Source organism: Vibrio sp. L85 (genome assembly GCF_963871815.1).
GTDB classification, from domain to species: domain Bacteria; phylum Pseudomonadota; class Gammaproteobacteria; order Enterobacterales; family Vibrionaceae; genus Vibrio; species Vibrio harveyi.
Genome location: NZ_CAWMYL010000257.1, coordinates 1 through 19,370, shown reverse-complemented (window position 1 = coordinate 19,370; position 19,370 = coordinate 1). Strand labels below are relative to the sequence as shown.

The window sequence follows — 19,370 nt, the reverse complement described above, 5'->3', positions numbered from 1 at the left end:
GACGTTCCCGCGTATACACGTCCTTGTATTTGCGCGTTTGCGTAAAGTCGGTCATCTGTTCACTAAGGGGAGGTAGCCAGCTCTCATAATCGACATTCTGACCAGAGTCGACCCACGGGGTATATGTCGGGTCAAAGACTTCCCAAAAGCGGTCATCAATCGAATAGAGGCTAGGGATGTAGACCTCGTACTCAACCTTACCAATATCCTGCTTTCTCAATGGGGCGACTTCAAATTGGAGCACACCATTATTTAGCTCCTTTGACATTGCCAAAGTATCACCGGGTTTGATCACCCTGCTATCAGCCCTAATAGAAAAAGGTGCATCATCAGGTACTCTTATCTCAAAATCATGCATTCCGGTTGCAATGTTCTCTTGAGAAGTCCTCAGTACATCGGATTTGAAATAGCCAAGCGGCTTACCATTATTATCTTTTAGAAACTGTTCTGAGGGTAACGTAAGCGTCCCTTGATGGGCGGCAAAAGATGTCATAGGTAATGCAGTTGCAGCGAGGGATAGCATTCCTATAAATTTAAGAGTGAGCTCTATCATCAGTGAGTCCTACTATAAAAAACTTACTTGAATATTATGAGGTTATTTAAATTCGACTGATGAATATGTTGTACGATTTAGATGTACTTTCTCTGAGCTTTTGTTTTTGTGAGATCAAAAAGGCACGTTAAACGTGCCTTTTTGAATTAAATACCCTTATCAAAGCGGGATTACACGGCCGTTAACATTTGCTTCACCGTCAGATATTTTGATTGTAGTCTTGAATACGCCATCGTTACCTAATAGTGCAAATCCAGTTCGGCTTGCAGATTGAGCAGCACCTATACCAAACACTTTGTCAATTTCGGCAGCAGGGATCTGAACATCTAGGTCACCTTTAATTACTGTGATTAGTCCAAGAGGGTTGAGCAACAGGTTAGGCATTTTCCCTTCTGGTAAGTCAACATGAAGTTCAGTAGCAATATTGCCGTTATCAGTAGAGGCCACCATCTTATCAATGTTGAATTTTAGACCAGTCTCAAGCAATCTTGCATACATCTTTTCCATGTTTTTTGATGCGAGAAAATTTGGTGTGTTCGACTGCATGACAACCTTTAATTCGTCGCTAAACTCGTCAATGGCACTAGTCTTTACGTCATTTACGCTTGTTGTAAGGCCGACATCTTTCCACTGTATAACGTTGTTCTCTAACTCTTTTGCAATGCCATTGAATGTGAAATGATATTTCTCATCTTGGATATATGTACTTGATGACAAGCCAACGTTAGACGCAAGTAGATTGATGGCATTGTTGTAGTCAAGTTGCTTAAAGCTCGCTACGGTGATGGTTTGGCTACCTTCACAGATAGTTTTGCACCCGGTAAGAGAACCACGCCATTGATAGTTGATGCCGTCTAACTCCATCTTACTGCCGGTGTTACCACTACTGCTCATATTAATTGAGTCAGTATTTGTCTTTAAAATTGCATCACTGCCATCGCGGTTTGAAGTGAAGTAAATCCGAGTAGGGCTGATAGTTAATAACTGACCATAGTTGATGTGATCAGTCATAGCTATGACATCAAATTCACCACTTACACTGTGTCTAGTCATGATTTGTCCCGGTATCGGCATGTGTTCGCCTTTAGGGATTTCTACATTCAAATTGTCAGCCACCAGCTGCGACGTATGTTCATCGAAATGAATGTCGTGTTTTATTTCAAAAGGGTATGAAAAGTATCCGAGAGTATGAGTCGCTTCCAGGATGATTGGCTCACCAGATGCTAACTGCTCACCTAAAACGCCTGACGCCTTTGGCAAAATCTTTATCACTGTATTTGCACTACTGCCAGTTAATCCAATAGAGAGCTGGTGGCTTTCTACAGAAATGCCTTCAATTGATTCAAGTTTCGTTATTGCTTTTTCGTAACTACTATTTATGGCCATGTAACCATACGTGCCGGCGCCAATGATGGCCAAGGCAGTAGTTGTCCCTACGAGTAAAAGAGTGGTGGATTTTTTCACAATCATACCTTTTCAAAATTAAGTGCTGCTAGATAGTACTACAATATCAATTCTTAGCGTTATAGAATGAGATAAAATCTATCAGACTTTTCGTTCTGAAAAACTTCGTGATAAAACTTTAGCGTTATGAATGCATATGGGTTTTATCTAACTAGACATTTATGTCTACACACGTATGAAAAAAGGGGTTCTACCTTGGAAAACGTTCAAGAAAACACACTCGCAATGTCACAAGAGGACAATGACAAAAAGTGGTATTCATTTAGTAAGCGCAAAGGGGTATTCCTACTAGGTACTCTTGTTGCCGTTTCTGCATTCGGCTTGTCTATGCAACAACCGGGACCAATTCTAGAAATGGACACCAAAGGTGTAGCAAGCTACGTTCGTTGTTCTGGCAGCTTGATTGCTAATGCTGTCGACGAAAATGCATGCAGAGAATACTTTGAAGACTACCTTTCTGAGCGTATTAGCAAAACTGACAATCTGCCTCGTATTGTGCCGTTAGACATTATCGGTGCTACATACCAGTCGGCACAGAATGCTTTTAAACAGAGTGGATTCACTCCGCTAAAAGATCTTGAATCTATCACTCAGAATAAAGTGCAATTGCTTAAATCAGGCAAGGCGATCAGCGCGTCGTCTTAATATGGAACTAGACATCGCTGGTTTTCTAGCTGGACAGCCATTTCTTGTTATTGCAGGTCTTGGGATTGCGTTCGCAGTTTTGGTTTTTAACAAAGTGAGAACTAAAGGGAATGCGCCTAAATGCCCAAAATGCGGTTTAACTATGGTGACTCGCATAGCTTCTAAAGGGAAGTTCGAAGGCAAACCATTTTGGGGCTGCGTAAACCACACGAAAAATGGATGTACCGGCTTTCGTAAAAAATAACTATGACCGTCCCTCTTGAGGGGCGGTTTTTTATTGGAGTTTGTTTTGAATATAACGAATCTACAAGTAGGACTTGGGATCATTGCCCTCGCAACGGTTGGCTTGGTGTTCACTAATCCTATTTTATGTCTAGTGCTGGCCCTGATTGGTATGGTGGTCATGTTTGGCTGGGAACAGGTCAAAAAGTTGATAAACATACCAACCTCAAGCAATTACACCTTGAAAGATGCAGACGGTAACCTGGTCGATTACACGCTGAAAAGCGGGTTACTTACTAAAGCAGAAAGAAGTTTTTATGGTGTATTGGAAAGTGTGGTACCAGACGAACTGGTTGTAATGAGTAAGGTGCGAATTGCTGATGTACTTTATGCCACTAAAGGGCTCGATCGTAAGGATTCCGCACGATTATTTGCCAAAATATCAAGTAAGCATTTTGACTTTGTTCTTTGCCTGCGAACAGACCTTTCTTACGTAGCGGCCATAGAGTTAGATGACAGTTCACATCAGATGTCGGTGGACAACAAAGTTTGAAACTCGAACAATAAAGATTAGAACTATGACAATAAAGTGCGAAACTTTTCGGTGCCATTTGTCGTAGTTTGCCTTCTTCTCTGAGACGATTTTGCCCCAAAACAATTCAGATCAAAAGTTCTCGCTCACTTAGTTCACAGTACTTTCCCCTATCAAAAGTTATCCGAAGGAGTTTGGGTAGCAGCATTTTTCTGAAATTATAAGGCATCATGCAATCTAACCTCCGTTAACTTTCATTAACCTATTGATTACACGTTGATGGGGTATTAAAAAGGTTGCATCATAGGAATATGAAAGACGGCTAAAAGCCGCATAGAAAGCGTTATGTGCTTTCTCTAAAACTCACCAGGTTCACCAAAACTTTTTTCTAGCTGGCCGCATCGCTTATTTTGAATTAGCACCCTTTAAAATGCCATTTTGATGCCTTATCTTGGCTAAAACGGGGTGTTTTAAGTGTCTGTTTTTATTGGTTTTGTTTTTGTTGAGAACTTTCAGGTAAATGGTAGTCTTCAAATCAAATGTTTTTTGGAGCTACAGCATGGAAAAATCAAAGCAATTATATAATCAAGTGAACTTCTCACATCAGGACTTGCAAGAACATATCTTTAGCAATTGTACTTTTATACATTGTAATTTTAAGCGCTCAAACCTTCGAGATACACAGTTCATTAACTGTACTTTCATAGAGCAGGGGGCACTGGAAGGGTGCGATTTTTCTTATGCTGATCTTCGAGATGCTTCATTTAAAGATTGTCAGCTTTCAATGTCCCATTTTAAGGGGGCAAATTGCTTTGGTATTGAACTGAGAGATTGTGATCTTAAAGGGGCAAATTTTAGCCAAGTTAGTTTTGTAAATCAGGTTTCGAATAAAATGTACTTTTGCTCTGCATACATAACAGGTTGTAACTTATCCTATGCCAATTTTGAGCAGCAGCTTATTGAAAAATGTGACCTGTTCGAAAATAGATGGATTGGTGCAAATCTTCGAGGCGCTTCATTTAAAGAATCAGATTTAAGTCGTGGCGTTTTTTCAGAAGACTGCTGGGAACAGTTTAGAGTACAAGGCTGTGATTTAAGTCATTCAGAGCTTTATGGTTTAGATCCTCGAAAGATTGATCTTACAGGTGTAAAAATATGCTCGTGGCAACAGGAGCAGTTACTGGAGCAATTAGGGGTAATCATTGTTCCTGACTAAGCGCAAGATTCGGCTACGCACATAACAAGTGTTTAAGGTTTCAAGATACTTTATCTAATCTCAGATAAGCGCGTTAGAGTCATTAATCTAACGCGTTTATGTCCAAAAGCGAGTTTCAAACTTTGTTGTCACACTTTCGTTGGATAGCCACATTGATTGAGTCTAAGTGTTGATCCGCACCAGCAGTTTTGGACACCGAGTTAAGTGAGTACAATCACTAACGAGGTGAACAATGACAACCAAGAATACAAGAATCAAACACACTCCTGAATTTAAAGCTGAAACCCTTAAATTAGCTGAAAAGATTGGTGTGGCTGCCACTGCAAAACAGTTATCGCTGCATGAATCTCAAATCTATGCATGGCGAAAGGCTTCGAAGAAAGATACCAACACCAGTAATCGAGAAAAAGAACTGGCTGCTGAAAACGCTAAGCTCAAAAGGTTACTTGCTGAGCAAGCAGAGGAGCTAGAAATCGTAAAAAAGGCCGCCACCTATTTCGCGAAGCATCTAAAATAGATTGCTATGAATTTATGCTCGAACACTTATTAAACTTCCGTATAACCAGTATGGTTAAAGTGTTCGATGTTTCACGAAGTGGGTTTTATTACTGGATTAAGCACCGCCACAAGACAACGAATCGTGAGACATTTCGTCAACAGCTTGATTGTAAGGTCAAGAAAGCTTTTGATAGCAGCAAGGCACGAGACGGCTCCAGACGAATTCAAAAGGAACTGGCTGATAACGGTGATGAGCACGACGTAAAAACCATTGCAGCCAGTATGAAGCGGCAGAATTTAACGCCGAAAGCTGCCCGAAAATTCAAATGCACGACAGACAGTAAGCATGAAATGCCTGTAGCCCCGAATCTGCTTGCTCAGAACTTTGACGCTTCAGCCCCAAATCAGAAGTGGGCTGGTGATATCACCTATCTAGCGACGAGTGAAGGCTGGCTGTATTTGGCGGTAATTATCGACCTTTACTCAAGACAAGTGATTGGCTGGTCTATGGATACTCGCATGACTGCAAAACTAGTCAGTGATGCTCTATCAATGGCGTTGTTCCGACGGGGCTTCCCAGAACAAGTTATCATCCATAGTGACCGTGGTAGCCAGTACTGCTCTAAAGATTATAGAGATCAGATAGCCGCTTATAATCTAAAGCAAAGTAAGAGTAGGAAAGGAAATTGTTGGGACAATGCTTGTGTCGAGAGCTTCTTCCATTCAATGAAAGTTGAAGCCATTCAATATGAGCCAATCATGACAAGAAGCGAGATGCGTCAAACGATCTTTGAGTACATAGAGGTTGATTATAATCGGACAAGAAGGCACAGTGCTCTTGGGTATTTAAGCCCAGTCAACTTTGAACAGCAATATGTCGCTTAGCAAGGTGTCCAGTCTTGCTGGTGCAGATCATGTCGATCTTTATTGTCAGTATTGGGTTCTTTTAGCCACGATAGTAACGCACTTCGGAAATAGAAAAGTTTCAAACTTTAATGTCCTCCGACATCAGAAGAAATCACGAAAAGATCGGGACGACTTTGTTGAGCTCGCATGTAAAAGCGCGGGGTTGCCGCTTTATAGATGTCGAGCACAATATGTATACCAACCGAATGAACTAAGAGACTATTTGTTCGTGAATTCAACACAACAATCAAAGGATGTAGCTAGTGAAGAAGCTTAAATACCTGTTTTGGGGCGCGGCGGTACTAATGACTATTTATATTGGGTACAAGCTGACACAATACCTATTTACTGGGCTTGTGCTTGCGACTATCGGATTGTACATATACTGCAAGTTTAAGCCAAAGAAACAAGCTATGTAATTTCAAATTGCGTTAGAAGGAAAATGGAGTTCAAGACTCCATTTTTTATAGCTTTTAACCTATCGTTTGCAAGTATACAGCGCAAAATATGCATTAGGGTGTTTTACTGTATAGTAAGTGTATCCAGAACCCTCTGGTGAGCATGCTTTTCCATCTTGTGCATCGTAAGCACTTGAATTGATGATTGTATCCCCGTCTTGTCTTGCGATTGATAATTCATAATTTAATTCGCCACGATATGTGTGATAAGTTGCCGTTTTAACAAGTCTAAGGTTAGCTTTGGTCCCAACAGCTGATCTGTTAGGAGAGAGGCTTATTGTTCTATTTTCTGGTCGTGTAGTAATCAAAGTAGAACCATCTTTATAAGTCCAGTTCCTAACCTGCATTTGAGTGCAGCCTTGCGTTTGAGTGAACCGTGTTCCGCTGTTAATTGTGTTAGTCGCCGGGGTCCATTCTCCACAATTGTATGCGCTTCCTGAATTGTTCCAACCACTAACCGAAACTGCTATCGTCCGTTGCTCGTTGAAGGTTGCAGATTGAAAGACTAGCTTCAATTCGCCAACACTTCTAATTTCACCCGTAACTGCATTCTTCTGTTGCTTCTGCTCAGTTCGTGTTTGATCTTGCTTGTAGCTTCGTGACTGAACAAAGTCCGTTGTTTGAGCAACGATTGGTGGCTCCCAAGAAGTATATGAATGTGGAGCATCGACATCCTTCCATTCACCAAATTCGGATGCAGTGGATAACCAAGGGTTCATTGTGCCTGGTACCGTTCGATATTTGATGTCATCGATACTCTTTGTTTGAGCATGACTGCCAATCGCATCACCTCCAACCTTGTAAGTCCAAGTTCGAGTTTGGTTTTGCTGGCAGGTTAATGACTGGTCGACCATAAGCCCTGCGTAGGTTTCAGAAGCTGGTGGCACCCATTCGCCACAGTCATGAAGGTCACCAGTATTCACATATGAGTCGACCGTTGCCTTAACATCTCTCGATTCAGAATTTGGACGATGGTCATATTCGGTTACTGGGTCACCGTGATTACGGATCTCCCCGACGTTTGTGTCTTTGTCTCGGTCTTGTCGTTCACGGGTATACACGTCTTTGTATTGACGGGTTTGAGTGAAGTCGGTCATCTGTTGGGCTAGGGGAGGAAGCCAGTCCTCGTAATCCACATTCTGGCCAGAGTCGACCCAATCTGTATAAGTTGGGTCAAAGACTTCCCAAAATCGGTCGTCGATGGAGTATAGGTTAGGGATGTATACCTCATACTCAACTTTACCGATGTCATTTTTTCCTAAAGGAGATACATCAAATGTTAAAACGCCATTCTCAAGATTTCTTGATGATCTAAACGTTTCGCCTGGACTGATTAGATGATTATCGACCTTGATAGAAAAAACGGCGTCACTTGGGAGTCTAACTTCGTAAGTATGTTCACCTGTAGCAATATTGTTCTGGTCGGTACGTAATATTTGTGACCGAAAATAACTGATAGACATTCCTTTTTTGTTCTTCAATAGGACTTCAGAAGGTAATGTCTTAGTACCCTGATAAGCAGCTACGCTGTATTGTACTGAAAACATGCAGTAAGTTATAACGAGCGAGCTAAGAATCCTTAGAACCATTAATAAACCTCATAATCCACCACTAAATGCGAATGAGATCGTAAATGAGAATCAATAGTAATGAGGTGATTATGTAATGATATTTATAGGTACTTATTGCTAATAAAGGAATCTAATTGAGAAGGGATCATCCGATGTTAGGCGAACTTGAAGCAGATGTTCATTAGTAGGCACTTTGTCTTGTTCAGTCCTGAGTGCTACATACATTAAGTAGAAATAGGGGATTGCTGTAGTTCTTTAAGGTTATTGATGACGGTACTTTGATTAACAACTGCTATACAAATTTTACAGTTATGATTCTTGCATAAATGATAAGTTACTCTTTTCATGCCATTTAATAATTATGCTTTCCTCTTTACATGCTGAAATTACACGTTTATAGTTTTTACATGATTCATGTAAAATTGGATTTTGTGTAAATGAGTATCGAGGCAGAACTTACTAACTTCACAGAAAGGTTGCCAAAGTCTTGGAAAGCCGACTTCAACTTTGCCCAGAACAAGAATTTCGATGGGACCCTGATAATTTGGCTAGGTGAACGACATCATCGATTAAAAGTCGAATTTAAGCGGATTCATAGAAAGGAGTCTCTGCGTAATGTAAAAGCTAATACGCAAATAGATGGCCGATATGTGCTCGTCACGAACACGCTATCTGATTTCCTCAAGGATGAATGTGAAAACCTTGGCATCAACTATATTGACGAATCAGGTAACATTCGGATTGTTAATGACGAACTGTATATCCTGATTACAAAACCTTATCAAAGCGATGTAATGGCAAAACAACCAGTAGCGATGACGGAAGGCATCGTTAAATGCGTATTTGCTTTGATCTGTGAACCGGCATTGTTGAAATCAACCTATGAGGTAATTTCTCGGAAAGCAGGCATCTCAGTAAGCATGGCAAATAAGGCCATCAAGTTTTTGATAGAGAAAAATCACATACAAAAGGATAAATTGAAGCGTAGATTCTTTGATGAAAATAGCCTTATGTATGACTGGTTGTTGAGCTACTACAAGCACATTGGTTCTAAGCAAAGAGCAATTCCTTATCCACCGCCTTTAGATTGGAGAGCCATCGAGTTACCAGACGGTGCAATTTGGGGTGGGGAAGCTGCAGCCGCAGAACTAACCAACTACCTACATCCTCAAAACCTTTTCCTGTACTCAAAGAGTCAAATTCAAGGCTATGAGTTCAATAATGCTAACCCCAAGGCTCCGCGTTTGCAGATTTGCAGACCATTTTGGGGAGACGAATTGAAGATAACTGAAAAGGGCAGAGCATTACTTACCATTGCAGAGTTACTTGCAACTCAAGACGGACGAAATAGGGAAGTTGCGGAGATTATTAATGACAGATACTTACACCTTAAAACACTCCCTTAACCAAGAGTTCATCACGGCGTTAACGGAAGTAGTTAAAGTTACTAATGCATTGGAGATCCCGTATTTCATAGCTGGTGCAACCGCTAGAGATATTGTGATGCATGGAATTTTCGGACACGCGCCTGGTCGAGCGACAGCTGATATTGATACAGCCATTTTTGTGGATACTTGGGGCCAGTTCGAAGATATAAAGGCGTCGTTAATCAGCTCAGGACTGACTGAAACTGATTTGGTACACCGTCTACGTGAGCCAAAGTCGGGGTATCCAGTGGATATTTTACCATTTGGCGCCTTGGAAGACGCAGAACGGCGTATACAGTGGCCACCGAAACACGAAGAAACGATGTCCGTAATTGGCTTTAAAGAGGCGTTTGAATCTTCGCTACAGGTTGAAATTGATGGTTTGGCATTCAACGTTGCATCTTTACCGGGAATTGCGTTGATGAAACTGATCGCTTGGGGCGAACGCGGAAATGAAAACTCAAAAGACGCGAGTGACTTTCTTCTTTTACTGAATAAGTACCAATTGATCCATCAAGACCGAATTTGGGAGGATTATGTACCAAAAGAGTTCGATTATGACGTCGAGCTAGTAACCGCATTCTTATTGGGCTTTGATGTGCGTGATATTTTGAAAGCCGAGTCAGAAGAGGTTCTGTTAAGCATCAAAAACGAGCATCAAGATCGGTTTCTTACAGCTATGGCCAGAGGAAATGGGTCAGTCAATCTTGACGATTTAGAGAATCAACTGAATGCATTTTGGCGCGGTGTATTCGATGATAGATTGAAAGAAGAAGGTGATTAGAATAGTGCAATTTTTTAAGTTCAGGCCGTTGACCTTTGGTTACAGCTTTATTCTGGCCACTACCATTTTTAACTTCGTTACTTATGATAAGGCATTACATTGGCAAACCATAGCTGGTGGCGTTGTATGTGGATTGCCGATTTTTACAGCCTTTATGCGCAGTAGGAAAATGGCACTGGTATTATGGTTAACATCAATAGCGATATTTGGTTTTATTCTGACTGGTTATATTGATAATTTTCAAGTTAACCGATTATTTTTCATATCGATGACTGCCGGGATTTTAATAGGTTTCATACCAGCGTATAAAATTAATAAGCCCAAGAGTTATTTGTTTGTTGCGAGCTGTTTAAAAATGGATGGTTACGATGAAAAAGCAGAAGAATTCATGGCGCGTTATCGTAGAGACTAAAGAAGGTTGATTATTAGCTACCCGACATGTAAGGTTGTCGGTGTTAGTGAATGCCTAAGTTACTTGAGCCTTTATAGGGCGGGTGCTGGGGCAGAGTTTTAATACCTATTTTGGAGCCGATAATCCTACTTGTCGGCTTCATATATTAACATCTACTTAGCTTTCAAAATACAGCGTTTAACATGATTAATTTTTAATATTGCTGTAAACTTCTACCACTTTATATGTTTGTTTTGGAGTTTTTCAGTGTCAGTTGAACAAGGTGTTTTGATGCAGAATGCTTTAGGAAAAGCTTTCGAATCTGTGTCAGGTTTCCTTTCGTTAATCCTGCTTTACATGGCTGCTGTTTTATTTATAGGTTTTCTTCTTAAAAAGCCTGGCGCATTGATTGAAACTGTCTCGCTCCTTGTAATCGGTATTTTAAAATTAGTCACTCAGCCATTCCGTGATCGTGATTCGGTTGATGTGCCAATGAACATTAAACCTATTGGAAACACTAGCTCTATACAACCTAATGTCATTACCTTACAAATGATTAAGGATATGGAATGGTTCGCCTTTGAAAAGCTCACAAAACAATATTTGTTGTCTTCCGGGTTTAACGCATCTCTTACCCAGTTCGGTGCTGATGGCGGTATTGACCTCATTATAGAAAAGAAAGATGGCCGAAAAGCTTATGTTCAGTGCAAGGCTTTTGGTACTAGTCTTGTAGGTGTTAAATTTGTTCGTGAATTCTACGGTGTAATGGCTGCAGGGAACGTCACCGAGGGTTATTTTGTTACTTCCGGTTCATACACTAAAGATGCTAAAGAATTCGCCTCTAATAAGCCTCTAAAGCTCGTCACAGGTAAAGATTTGCTCAAAAAGATTAACGAGTTACCTTCCGAGAAGAAAGAAGATATTTTTAAAGAAATTTTTGCAGACCGTAATTATAAGACACCAACCTGCCCTAATTGTGGTTTAAAAATGGTCCTTCGAACGAACAGAAGAAATGGAAATGATTTTTGGGGTTGCCTAACCTACCCTAAATGTCGAGCAAAAATGCCTTTATCAAAAAGGCAGAGAAACGTTTCTAAATGGAATTCCTCAATACGATAAAAGCTGGCTATGCCAATGTTCCTTTTTTCATACTAGTCTCCAAATTCATAATTGTCTTAACGACTTAACTATTTGAATCGATGGTCAAAATCGAGCAAAAAAAAGAGCCAGCAATGCTGGCTCTAAAGTTTTAATCAATATTGTTATTGCTTGATACCCTCAACATACAATGTCATATCAGCGTATGTAGTCGCGCCCATTTCCTTGATGCCAAAGTCTTTTAGCTCAAGGCGAGTTGTACCTTTAAGGCCTAGACTCTCACCACCCCACGGATCAGCACCACCGCCGATAACAGATGCATTGATTGTGATTGGGTGAGTGATTCCGTGCAGTGTTAGGTCACCAATCACGTCCATGTTGCCACCTTTCTTATCGACAACTTTAGTAGAAGTGAACGTTGCCGTTGAGAATTTGCCAGCATCGATAAAGTCTGCGCTACGAATGTGTTTATCGCGTTCCGCGTGGTTACTATCCAAGCTGGTAGTATCAACAACTACTTTTACTTTTGAAGCTTCGATATTGTTTTCGTCGTAGCTAAATGTACCTTCGAAATCATTGAATCGACCTTGAGTGATACTGTAACCAAGGTGGCTAACTGCAAAGTTGATCGATGCGTGTGCGCCCGATGTGTCAATTTTGTAGTCAGCTGCGTTTGCTGCTAGTGGTGCTGCCATTGATAAGAATAGACCTGCGGCGATTAGAGACTTTTTCATGCTTTACTTTTTCCTAACATCTTATTGAGGGTTTGATCTTTATTAATTACGTGGTGCTTCACTGCAGCTAACACGTGGATAGCTACTATTCCAATCAGTGTCCATGCAACAAGCATATGCACGTTGCCGGCTAAGTCAGATTGGTGTTCGAACAACTCTCCTGCCCCTGGGACAGTGAATAGTCTAAATACTTCTATTCCGCGGCCATCAGATGTTGAGATTAGATAACCGGAAACAAATAGTGCTGCCAGAAAACCGTACATCGCTAGATGTGCTAGTTTTGAGGCAATTTTTTCGAATTTTGTACCTTCCGTTTCTGGAGATGCTGAAAGTAATTTCCAAACAAATCGACCAACGGTTAGAATAGCCAGCATAATGCCGACTGCTTTGTGCCCTTCTGGAGCCGTTTTATACCAAGTGCTGTAATAGTTTAGGTCGACCATCCAGACACCTACCACAAACATTCCAATGACTGTTACGGCAGAAACCCAGTGCATTATGATTGCAGCTAAGTTGTAGTTTTTAGGTGTTACATTCTTACGTGACATATTAGCTCTCTATTTAAACTACTGCGCTTTCAAAATAGAAAGTTTTTGAATTATACGTAATTCAGAATGGTAGGAATTCTTATTTTTTTGAATATCTTATTCGAAAATATTGAACAAGAATTATTGAACTGATAGCGAGTGTCGTTGCCTTGCTTGTCGTTTGTGCTCACAAGGCATTCGCTATGTAGTGAAATATTGGGGGGTATTGACTGTTAGATCTGGGGTAACCGATTAAAGTCACCCTTAAAGAAGTGGTTGGTCAGATTTATTGAATTTCTCTCTCGTGTTTATTCATTAGCATTAAAATCGTGGTGTCCGATGCAGGCTTCACGTGATTCAAAAATCAATTCTTCGCCCGATAACTCAATCTCCATCCCTAACCTGCTTGCTAGTCGAACAAAATCATTATCTTGACCATTAATCAGCATATGACCAGCACACTGTAGGTGTGTCTTCTTGTGACATACGAAACTGCCGCTATCAAGGATTGAAGTCATTCTGTCTTTCCCAAGCCATCCATTGAGGGAGTCTTTTCGGAAGGGACAGTCTTTGCATGGTTTCTTTACATTAGGAAGATTGGTCATTGGTCTTCTTCGTATGGTTGAGCAATTATGTCTTTATTGAATCATGGTTCCCAGTTTGCACCAGTGTCAGTGAGTTTGCGCGATATGGGGATAAATTTAAGATTGTAGTGTCATTTAAACAAATCCACTGAGAGCACGATAATGAAAAGTAGCACTGGAAACCATGTAGTTAAGTCCAACGGAAAGTTCTACAGCCGTCGAGAAGGCTCACGCCTAACAGATTGTTGCCAAGACTATTCGACATTCATTGATGATGAACTCGTGTGCAAGGTATGCTTTTGCACTGTCGAATTTGGTGAAGGTGATGGCTCAGAATGTGTTGATGTTAGTGCTTTACCCTCAGAATGATCAAATCATCGTGACCTTTCAAAACAACAATGATAGTAACTAACTGGATGTAATCAACGTAAGTATTCTTATCTATGACGATTTCTGTATTTGAACAATGTGTCGCGGTCTTTGACCCGGCACTTTTAGGACATCTAACTACGCAATACCCGTGGTCGCAGAACGAGAGTAAAGTCAGTTCTGAGGAAATAAATCAGGCTCTATTAAGCCCCTTAGATTTGATCCAACCTGGCCACTTTACTGATGACCCTTTTGAACACGATAAAGTCGATAATTTCAGTGCTTCGAGAGATGAACACATACGTCGTATTGGCTGGTTTGTCAAAAACTGGAATCCAAGTATTAATCATGCCTTACTCGCATCTATGACGGGACCAAACCATTTTGAATTCAAAGACGGTAACCATAGAATGCATGCCGCCTACCATCGCAGAGAGAAGGAAATATCCATAAAGTTTGAATTTGGTAATTGTGCTGATATAGAAAACCACGATGGTTTTCTTCGCTGGGTGTCAAAACCTTCACACAATGGCGTGTTTGGTGTGTCGATCGTAAGTTCTGCTGATATGGGATGTGAGGTGCTATTTGATGGCATCAATCGCTTCTGGATTAATGATGCAGAAATGGGGATGTGTATCTGCAGCTTGAAGGAAAAAATGATCCTACAGCGGTCATTCAGAGATGGTAATACTATTCCAAGTTTAACTGGGAAGAACGCAACAGTTGAAGAAATGGTTGAGTCAATGTTTAGCATTTACCCAGATTTTGAAGTTAGTCGTGATAAAGTTACTCAGTCGATAATTGATTTGCGTTTGTGCACTTCGTATTAAGCGGTCTGCTTACCTAGTCGTCCAAGTGAGGTTTTGAATCTGAAATGTCAGAATTTTTCGTATTAATGCCCTTTGCTAAAAGTAACAAAACCGGGCAAATAATTGGTATTCAGGAAGCAGAAAGGGGCGCTAAATGTGATTGCCGATGCCTGTCATGCAACACCCCTGTCACAGCTAGACAGGCAGAAATCAATCAATGGCATTTTGCTCATAGAACTAGTGATTCATCGACCACTAATGAATGCAAATTCTCACCAATAACTGCTGTTTCTTTAATACTTCGACAGCAATTACCAGTTCATCTCACTGACTTCGATCTGGATGAATGGCCATTCAGTAACATTGTTTGGAACATCGATAAAGTCATTGATGATTGCCATTTCGATGCATACGGAAAGGATGAAATATCAGGGCATACGGTTGCAATTGAGATACCGTTTGCCAACTACTCTGGTTTTGACATTAACAAGTACCCTGATTCGATAGATTTCGTCTTAAGAGTCGATACTCACTCCTTGGCTCGGAAGTTATTTGGGAGTGCCGATAAATTGAAACTGTATACTTCCGATGAAGTATTTGATTACTTTCTTGAATCTTGGGCAAGTCTTGTGGTGATGCACCGGTGGCCACAACCAGAACTCGTAGTTGAGCAACCTTTGGGGAATTGTAGTGATATAGAACACCAGTCATCCCTAAGTAAAACTGCCAAATACTCAAGCACAACTGATCACGGCTCTAAGAGTGGAATGCAAGTTGAGAGCTCTTCGTCAATTTGCGTGTGTTGTGGAACATTTCCAGCAAAATATGGCAAGGGACTCTTGTGTAATTCATGTGTTACCAAGCATGTTGGTCCAGATTTCCCTAATTTAACTGAAATGATTCGTCACTATAGAAAGGAATCAAACCAGTTTAGGTAGAGGTTTTGGCTCAGCACTTTAGTCTCGGTAAGTCGCGCCATGAGGTCGTGTAATGCGGCGTCTTCATTGCAGTGTCGCATTCCCATTTTCTCGGTATACCCTGCGCAGCAAGAAAAACTGTGTTTTTGCCATACTTTTGATTTAGTCCATCAAAAACGGACATCAGCTCCGGTCGGTTTGGTTCCGGGTTGAACAAATCCTCTTGTGCATGTTGGCCATCAACAAGGTCGATAAGCCCGACTCCTACTCGGTAATACTTGACGCCTGCTTTAAACATTTCCGCGGCCATTTGAGCTGCAATTTTTGTTATTTGGTCGACATCTGCCGTTGGATAAGCGAACTGGTGCATTGCTTTATAGTTAACTGGGCGATCATCAAATGATGAATTGCCGGCGAAGCAAATCATCACTCGACAAAGTGATTTTTGATCTCGCGCTTTTCTTGAGGCGATAGCTGCATGTTCAGATATTTCTTGAGTAAGAGCCTCCAGCGTAACCAATCGGTCACTTGTGCTTCTAGTCGAGAAAATCTCTTTCTTCGGCGCCCTCACATCATCCCAATTCTTGCATCGCTGACCATTCAGTTCCCTGACTATTCTTTCCATCTCAATGCTGAATTCTCTCCGGGCTTTTTGTGGGTCTAACCGAGAAAGTTGCAGTCCGGTTTCAACTCCCATAAATTGAAGCCTCTTGGCCAAGCGTGAGCCGATACCCCACACTTTATCAACTTTCATTTGAGCCAGTACGTTATCTATTTCTTTCTTTGTCTCGAGTACGCAAACACCGCGAAAACCTGGCAACCGTTTGGATGCAAAACTTGCCGTCTTTGCGAGAGTGAGTGTGTGGGAAAACCCACAACAAACCGGTATTCGTACCTGCTTCCATACTGCGCGGCGTATTTTCATACCATGCTCATAGAAATCGGGGATAGTCGATTCACACCCCGCGTAATCCTGAAACTGCTCGTCAATGGAATACACGTAGCTGGAAGGAGCGAAACTACTCATTACTGTCATCATTTTTCCGCTTATGTCTGCATAAAGGGGGAAGTTTGACGTACATACAACTACACCGTAATGATCACAAAGAGCTTTAACTTTGAAGTAGGCTGAAAATTTAGGAATGCCCAGTGATAAAGCCTGTTTGTTTGCCGCAACGATGATCCCGTTTTCATTTGACAGGACGATCACTGGTTTTTTTCGCCACGAAACTTCAAATACTTGATGGCAACTTGCATAAAATGCGGATGCGTCAGCTAAGCAAAACATGTTATTTGGCCAGTAGATGTGATGGTCTGAACATTCGAAGTGAAAAACTACACACACCTTCGACCGTGAACTCATCAAGCTCATCAATTACAACCGGCCTGTATTGAGGATTGGCTGAAATCAAAAGCCTGTTTTCGATGTCGATGATCTTCACAGTGAGCTCGCCATTAAGTACAGCCACAACAATGTCACCTGTCTTGGCATCTAAAGACCGATCGACAAGCACAGGGTCACCATCGAATAGGCCTACACCTTCCATCGAGTTACCGTTGATTATGGCTAAGAAAGAACTGCTTGGCCTCTCTACGAAATCATCAAGAGATAAGTCAAGCATCTTGTGTTCATCTGCGTAGGACTCGAAACCCACAATGCCAGCGTGAGGCTTTAATGGTATAAGTTTCATAAACTCTAATGCTGGTTATATATACAGTTATTTTGGTCTGAGTTTAGGTCGATTTCAAGCTCTCTGTTTGCCCTACACGTCCAGTTTGCCACTAATTACTCAAAATGTTCATTTTTCAATCGGTTATAAGGCGGCTTCAAAGAAAAGAAAATCTGGTATAAGATACTGGTATTATATACAGTAGGTTGGCTTCTGGCGCGATTGTAGAAGCGTGATAGCTTGATAAATGCCGATACATAACAAGTAACTGAAAAAATGACAAATAAACAGATAGTTGAGTACGAAAAGCCTTATTTAGACCCACTTGTTCATACTGGTCTTTCAACTCAGGCTGAAATAGCTTCTGACTTGTCGGATGACGCAAAAAGACTACTCCAAAAGAGCTTTTCTAAATCGACTCTCGATGCGTACATATCTGATGGTCGCGTATTCTGTGCTTGGTGTGAAGTTCAGGGAATAAATCCGGGTAGTGCAAGTACAGCGGAAATAATCAACTTCCTCACAGATCAGACAGTCGGAAAATTAAATCGATGGGTCTGGACGGATAAATCTGCACGCCTTGGTTATTTGACATCGGGTGCACCGCTTGCCTACTCCACTATTTACCGTCGATTAAACGGTGTTAAATTCGCGTTGAAGCGTTATTACGGTCGCTCGTTTAACGAAACTGAACTTCAATACTTGAGTGACATAATGAAGGGTGTTGCTGCAGAGCTTGGAACAGAAAAAAGGAAGGTTAAAGGCATCTACACTGATGACTTACGTCTTATTTTCTCACAGATGGATCTTACAGACCAAGTAGACCTCAGAGATCGGGCAATTTTGATGCTCCTTTATGCTGGTGCATTTCGTCGTTCCGAAATCGTTCAACTCCAATATGCGAACGTAAAACTGTTCCCGGGCAAAGGACTAAAGATAAAACTGGATAAGGTTAAGCGTAAACAAAACGGCATGGTCAAAATCATTCTGGCTGGTAGCAAAGGGGAAATGTGCCCAGTGTCTTTCCTATCAGATTACTTGATGGCTGCAGAAATCAAAGATGGGTTCATCTTTAGACGTGCTAACAGAAACCGCAAGATGCTTTCTATTCCACTTACCGGTGATGCGATAAATAAAATGGTAAAGGAGCGCTGCGAACAAGCCGGGTTAATCGGTCTTTATGGAGGGCATAGTGGCCGGCGCGGTTTCGTTGAATCGGCGGTCACCGCAGGTAAGACAATGAATAAAGTGATGCAGATGACTGGCCATAAATCTGTTCAGACTCTTCAAGAGTACTTTGATGACAATGAAGCGTGGGATGATGCTAACGCAAGTTTCGGGCTCTACTAAAAATCATTTTTAGGGCCCAAATCGAACACTATAATAGCCACGCAACAAGTTGAACATCAGTAACCTCGTTATTATCAGTGACAACAAAAGTGATGATAATGAGGCTTTCAAATTTTTCCTGCTATGTCCTACCCCTCGCCTGTATCTTACCTATTCCCTCTTTTTCGGCTGACAAGGGTTCTGTAACCTTACCGGCTGATCAATATCTGAGAGACAACAATGGTAAGCCTGTAGGTTATTTCAAATCCGACGTACTGAGAACTTCTCAAGAGAACATTGCAACCGGCGCACATGATTTTGAGATAAGACTTTCCGACGACTCTCCATTTTCAATTAAAGCGGATTCAAAAGTCATTAAGCCTGGCGCCACTATTTCCATGACCAAAACCCTTGAAAACGGTGTATTGAGTTTTGAAGTGGCTCCAGTTCGAAAGCAGGATATAGGCAAAGTTGAATACGAGGTCTATATCCCTAGCCTTTATTCGATCGATGACCGATTTTGGGAAGTCTTTGACCCTACTTATACCCCGTGGGTCGACTCTGGCCAGAATGTCGATTATGAGAGCTGGCTACCTCCCCTCAGTGAACAGATGGCCAACTTTACGCAAACGCGCAAATACAAGGACGTGTATACGCGGGAACGTC

General features: G+C 41.4%; 21 protein-coding genes and 2 pseudogenes. 15 read left to right on the top strand and 8 right to left on the bottom strand.

Annotated elements, in window-relative coordinates; translation table 11 throughout:
* A pseudogene (locus AACR11_RS29230) lies at positions 1–553 on the bottom strand (hypothetical protein); the annotation flags it as partial.
* Between the two features lie 159 nt (positions 554–712).
* Positions 713–2,017, bottom strand: coding sequence for a DUF945 family protein (locus AACR11_RS29225; RefSeq protein WP_157782615.1), 1,305 nt, complete (start codon positions 2,015–2,017; stop codon positions 713–715).
* A 195-nt stretch (positions 2,018–2,212) separates the two neighbouring features.
* Here AACR11_RS29225 and AACR11_RS29220 point away from each other — a divergent pair, with 195 nt between their 5' ends.
* The 6 genes from AACR11_RS29220 (at position 2,213) to AACR11_RS29200 (ending at position 6,455) form a co-directional block, all read left to right on the top strand.
* Complete coding sequence (locus AACR11_RS29220) at positions 2,213–2,662, top strand: hypothetical protein (protein ID WP_017190689.1); 450 nt, start codon at positions 2,213–2,215, stop codon at positions 2,660–2,662.
* 289 nt (positions 2,663–2,951) lie between these two features.
* Positions 2,952–3,437: a DUF2726 domain-containing protein gene (locus AACR11_RS29215; RefSeq protein WP_079324510.1), complete on the top strand. Its 486-nt coding sequence runs from the start codon at positions 2,952–2,954 to the stop codon at positions 3,435–3,437.
* 538 nt (positions 3,438–3,975) lie between these two features.
* Complete coding sequence (locus tag AACR11_RS29210; protein WP_032495607.1) at positions 3,976–4,632, top strand: quinolone resistance pentapeptide repeat protein QnrVC6; 657 nt, start codon at positions 3,976–3,978, stop codon at positions 4,630–4,632.
* A 232-nt stretch (positions 4,633–4,864) separates the two neighbouring features.
* A protein-coding gene (locus tag AACR11_RS29205; RefSeq protein ID WP_114145628.1) for an IS3 family transposase occupies positions 4,865–6,015 on the top strand; the annotation gives its coding sequence in 2 pieces (ribosomal slippage) (positions 4,865–5,108 and positions 5,108–6,015; 1,152 coding nt in all).
* The gene (locus AACR11_RS29925) at positions 6,005–6,313 is read left to right on the top strand and encodes a DUF2726 domain-containing protein (RefSeq protein WP_079324508.1); all 309 of its coding nucleotides are present in this window, start codon (positions 6,005–6,007) and stop codon (positions 6,311–6,313) included. Before AACR11_RS29205 ends, AACR11_RS29925 begins: the two co-directional genes overlap by 11 nt.
* Positions 6,300–6,455 (top strand): hypothetical protein, encoded by a 156-nt coding sequence (locus tag AACR11_RS29200; RefSeq protein ID WP_017190686.1) that lies wholly within the window; start codon positions 6,300–6,302, stop codon positions 6,453–6,455. Before AACR11_RS29925 ends, AACR11_RS29200 begins: the two co-directional genes overlap by 14 nt.
* Before the next feature lie 59 nt (positions 6,456–6,514).
* Here AACR11_RS29200 and AACR11_RS29195 read toward each other — a convergent pair whose 3' ends face one another.
* A complete protein-coding gene (locus AACR11_RS29195; RefSeq protein WP_026000367.1) occupies positions 6,515–8,041 on the bottom strand; it encodes a hypothetical protein in 1,527 nt (508 codons plus the stop codon).
* A 461-nt stretch (positions 8,042–8,502) separates the two neighbouring features.
* Between AACR11_RS29195 and AACR11_RS29190 the strand changes: the two genes are divergently transcribed.
* From AACR11_RS29190 to AACR11_RS29175, 4 genes are all read left to right on the top strand, one after another.
* Positions 8,503–9,471: a type IV toxin-antitoxin system AbiEi family antitoxin gene (locus tag AACR11_RS29190; protein ID WP_017190684.1), complete on the top strand. Its 969-nt coding sequence runs from the start codon at positions 8,503–8,505 to the stop codon at positions 9,469–9,471.
* On the top strand, positions 9,437–10,276 hold the full coding sequence (locus AACR11_RS29185; protein ID WP_017190683.1) for a nucleotidyl transferase AbiEii/AbiGii toxin family protein: 840 nt from the start codon (positions 9,437–9,439) through the stop codon (positions 10,274–10,276). The genes AACR11_RS29190 and AACR11_RS29185 overlap by 35 nt, the downstream gene beginning before the upstream one ends.
* A gap of 4 nt (positions 10,277–10,280) precedes the next feature.
* Positions 10,281–10,688: a hypothetical protein gene (locus tag AACR11_RS29180; RefSeq protein WP_139374595.1), complete on the top strand. Its 408-nt coding sequence runs from the start codon at positions 10,281–10,283 to the stop codon at positions 10,686–10,688.
* A gap of 246 nt (positions 10,689–10,934) precedes the next feature.
* A complete protein-coding gene (locus tag AACR11_RS29175) occupies positions 10,935–11,786 on the top strand; it encodes a restriction endonuclease (protein WP_139374594.1) in 852 nt (283 codons plus the stop codon).
* A gap of 143 nt (positions 11,787–11,929) precedes the next feature.
* On the opposite strand, the gene AACR11_RS29170 is transcribed toward AACR11_RS29175, so the two are convergent.
* The 3 genes from AACR11_RS29170 to AACR11_RS29160 all read right to left on the bottom strand — a co-directional run bounded on the left by AACR11_RS29170 (position 11,930) and on the right by AACR11_RS29160 (position 13,631).
* Positions 11,930–12,499, bottom strand: a complete 570-nt coding sequence (locus AACR11_RS29170; RefSeq protein ID WP_079324502.1) for a YceI family protein — start codon at positions 12,497–12,499, stop codon at positions 11,930–11,932.
* Positions 12,496–13,047, bottom strand: coding sequence for a cytochrome b (locus AACR11_RS29165; protein WP_079324500.1), 552 nt, complete (start codon positions 13,045–13,047; stop codon positions 12,496–12,498). Before AACR11_RS29165 ends, AACR11_RS29170 begins: the two co-directional genes overlap by 4 nt.
* 287 nt (positions 13,048–13,334) lie before the next feature.
* Positions 13,335–13,631: a DUF6283 family protein gene (locus AACR11_RS29160; RefSeq protein ID WP_079324498.1), complete on the bottom strand. Its 297-nt coding sequence runs from the start codon at positions 13,629–13,631 to the stop codon at positions 13,335–13,337.
* 141 nt (positions 13,632–13,772) lie between these two features.
* Here AACR11_RS29160 and AACR11_RS29155 point away from each other — a divergent pair, with 141 nt between their 5' ends.
* The 3 genes from AACR11_RS29155 to AACR11_RS29145 all read left to right on the top strand — a co-directional run bounded on the left by AACR11_RS29155 (position 13,773) and on the right by AACR11_RS29145 (position 15,726).
* Positions 13,773–13,979: a hypothetical protein gene (locus AACR11_RS29155; RefSeq protein ID WP_139374593.1), complete on the top strand. Its 207-nt coding sequence runs from the start codon at positions 13,773–13,775 to the stop codon at positions 13,977–13,979.
* 74 nt (positions 13,980–14,053) lie between these two features.
* On the top strand, positions 14,054–14,809 hold the full coding sequence (locus tag AACR11_RS29150) for a hypothetical protein (protein ID WP_079324496.1): 756 nt from the start codon (positions 14,054–14,056) through the stop codon (positions 14,807–14,809).
* A gap of 44 nt (positions 14,810–14,853) precedes the next feature.
* Positions 14,854–15,726, top strand: a complete 873-nt coding sequence (locus AACR11_RS29145) for a competence protein CoiA family protein (protein ID WP_079324494.1) — start codon at positions 14,854–14,856, stop codon at positions 15,724–15,726.
* 10 nt (positions 15,727–15,736) lie between these two features.
* Here the strand turns inward: AACR11_RS29145 and AACR11_RS29140 are convergent, their stop codons facing one another.
* Both AACR11_RS29140 and AACR11_RS29135 read right to left on the bottom strand, forming a co-directional pair.
* On the bottom strand, positions 15,737–16,993 hold the full coding sequence (locus AACR11_RS29140) for a Y-family DNA polymerase (RefSeq protein WP_079324492.1): 1,257 nt from the start codon (positions 16,991–16,993) through the stop codon (positions 15,737–15,739).
* 1 nt (position 16,994) lies between these two features.
* Positions 16,995–17,396 carry a LexA family protein gene (locus AACR11_RS29135; protein ID WP_079324490.1) on the bottom strand — a complete coding sequence of 134 codons (402 nt, stop codon included), beginning with the start codon at positions 17,394–17,396 and terminating at the stop codon, positions 16,995–16,997.
* Positions 17,397–17,651: 255 nt separating this feature from the next.
* On the opposite strand from AACR11_RS29135, the gene AACR11_RS29130 reads away from it, so the two are divergent.
* Positions 17,652–18,725, top strand: coding sequence for a tyrosine-type recombinase/integrase (locus AACR11_RS29130; RefSeq protein WP_053410891.1), 1,074 nt, complete (start codon positions 17,652–17,654; stop codon positions 18,723–18,725).
* 77 nt (positions 18,726–18,802) lie between these two features.
* Positions 18,803–19,370, top strand: a pseudogene (locus AACR11_RS29125) (hypothetical protein); the annotation flags it as partial.

Bases quoted from the DNA above. Each gene is read 5' to 3' on its own strand.
- AACR11_RS29195 (WP_026000367.1), bottom strand. From the start codon at position 8,041: ATGTTTTCAGTACAATACAGCGTAGCTGCTTATCAGGGTACTAAGACA.
- AACR11_RS29145 (WP_079324494.1), top strand. From the start codon at position 14,854: ATGTCAGAATTTTTCGTATTAATGCCCTTTGCTAAAAGTAACAAAACC.
- AACR11_RS29135 (WP_079324490.1), bottom strand. From the start codon at position 17,396: ATGAAACTTATACCATTAAAGCCTCACGCTGGCATTGTGGGTTTCGAG.
- AACR11_RS29210 (WP_032495607.1), top strand. From the start codon at position 3,976: ATGGAAAAATCAAAGCAATTATATAATCAAGTGAACTTCTCACATCAG.
- AACR11_RS29165 (WP_079324500.1), bottom strand. From the start codon at position 13,047: ATGTCACGTAAGAATGTAACACCTAAAAACTACAACTTAGCTGCAATC.
- AACR11_RS29150 (WP_079324496.1), top strand. From the start codon at position 14,054: ATGACGATTTCTGTATTTGAACAATGTGTCGCGGTCTTTGACCCGGCA.
- AACR11_RS29155 (WP_139374593.1), top strand. From the start codon at position 13,773: ATGAAAAGTAGCACTGGAAACCATGTAGTTAAGTCCAACGGAAAGTTC.
- AACR11_RS29170 (WP_079324502.1), bottom strand. From the start codon at position 12,499: ATGAAAAAGTCTCTAATCGCCGCAGGTCTATTCTTATCAATGGCAGCA.
- AACR11_RS29130 (WP_053410891.1), top strand. From the start codon at position 17,652: ATGACAAATAAACAGATAGTTGAGTACGAAAAGCCTTATTTAGACCCA.
- AACR11_RS29190 (WP_017190684.1), top strand. From the start codon at position 8,503: ATGAGTATCGAGGCAGAACTTACTAACTTCACAGAAAGGTTGCCAAAG.
- AACR11_RS29925 (WP_079324508.1), top strand. From the start codon at position 6,005: ATGTCGCTTAGCAAGGTGTCCAGTCTTGCTGGTGCAGATCATGTCGAT.
- AACR11_RS29185 (WP_017190683.1), top strand. From the start codon at position 9,437: ATGACAGATACTTACACCTTAAAACACTCCCTTAACCAAGAGTTCATC.
- AACR11_RS29140 (WP_079324492.1), bottom strand. From the start codon at position 16,993: ATGTTTTGCTTAGCTGACGCATCCGCATTTTATGCAAGTTGCCATCAA.
- AACR11_RS29160 (WP_079324498.1), bottom strand. From the start codon at position 13,631: ATGACCAATCTTCCTAATGTAAAGAAACCATGCAAAGACTGTCCCTTC.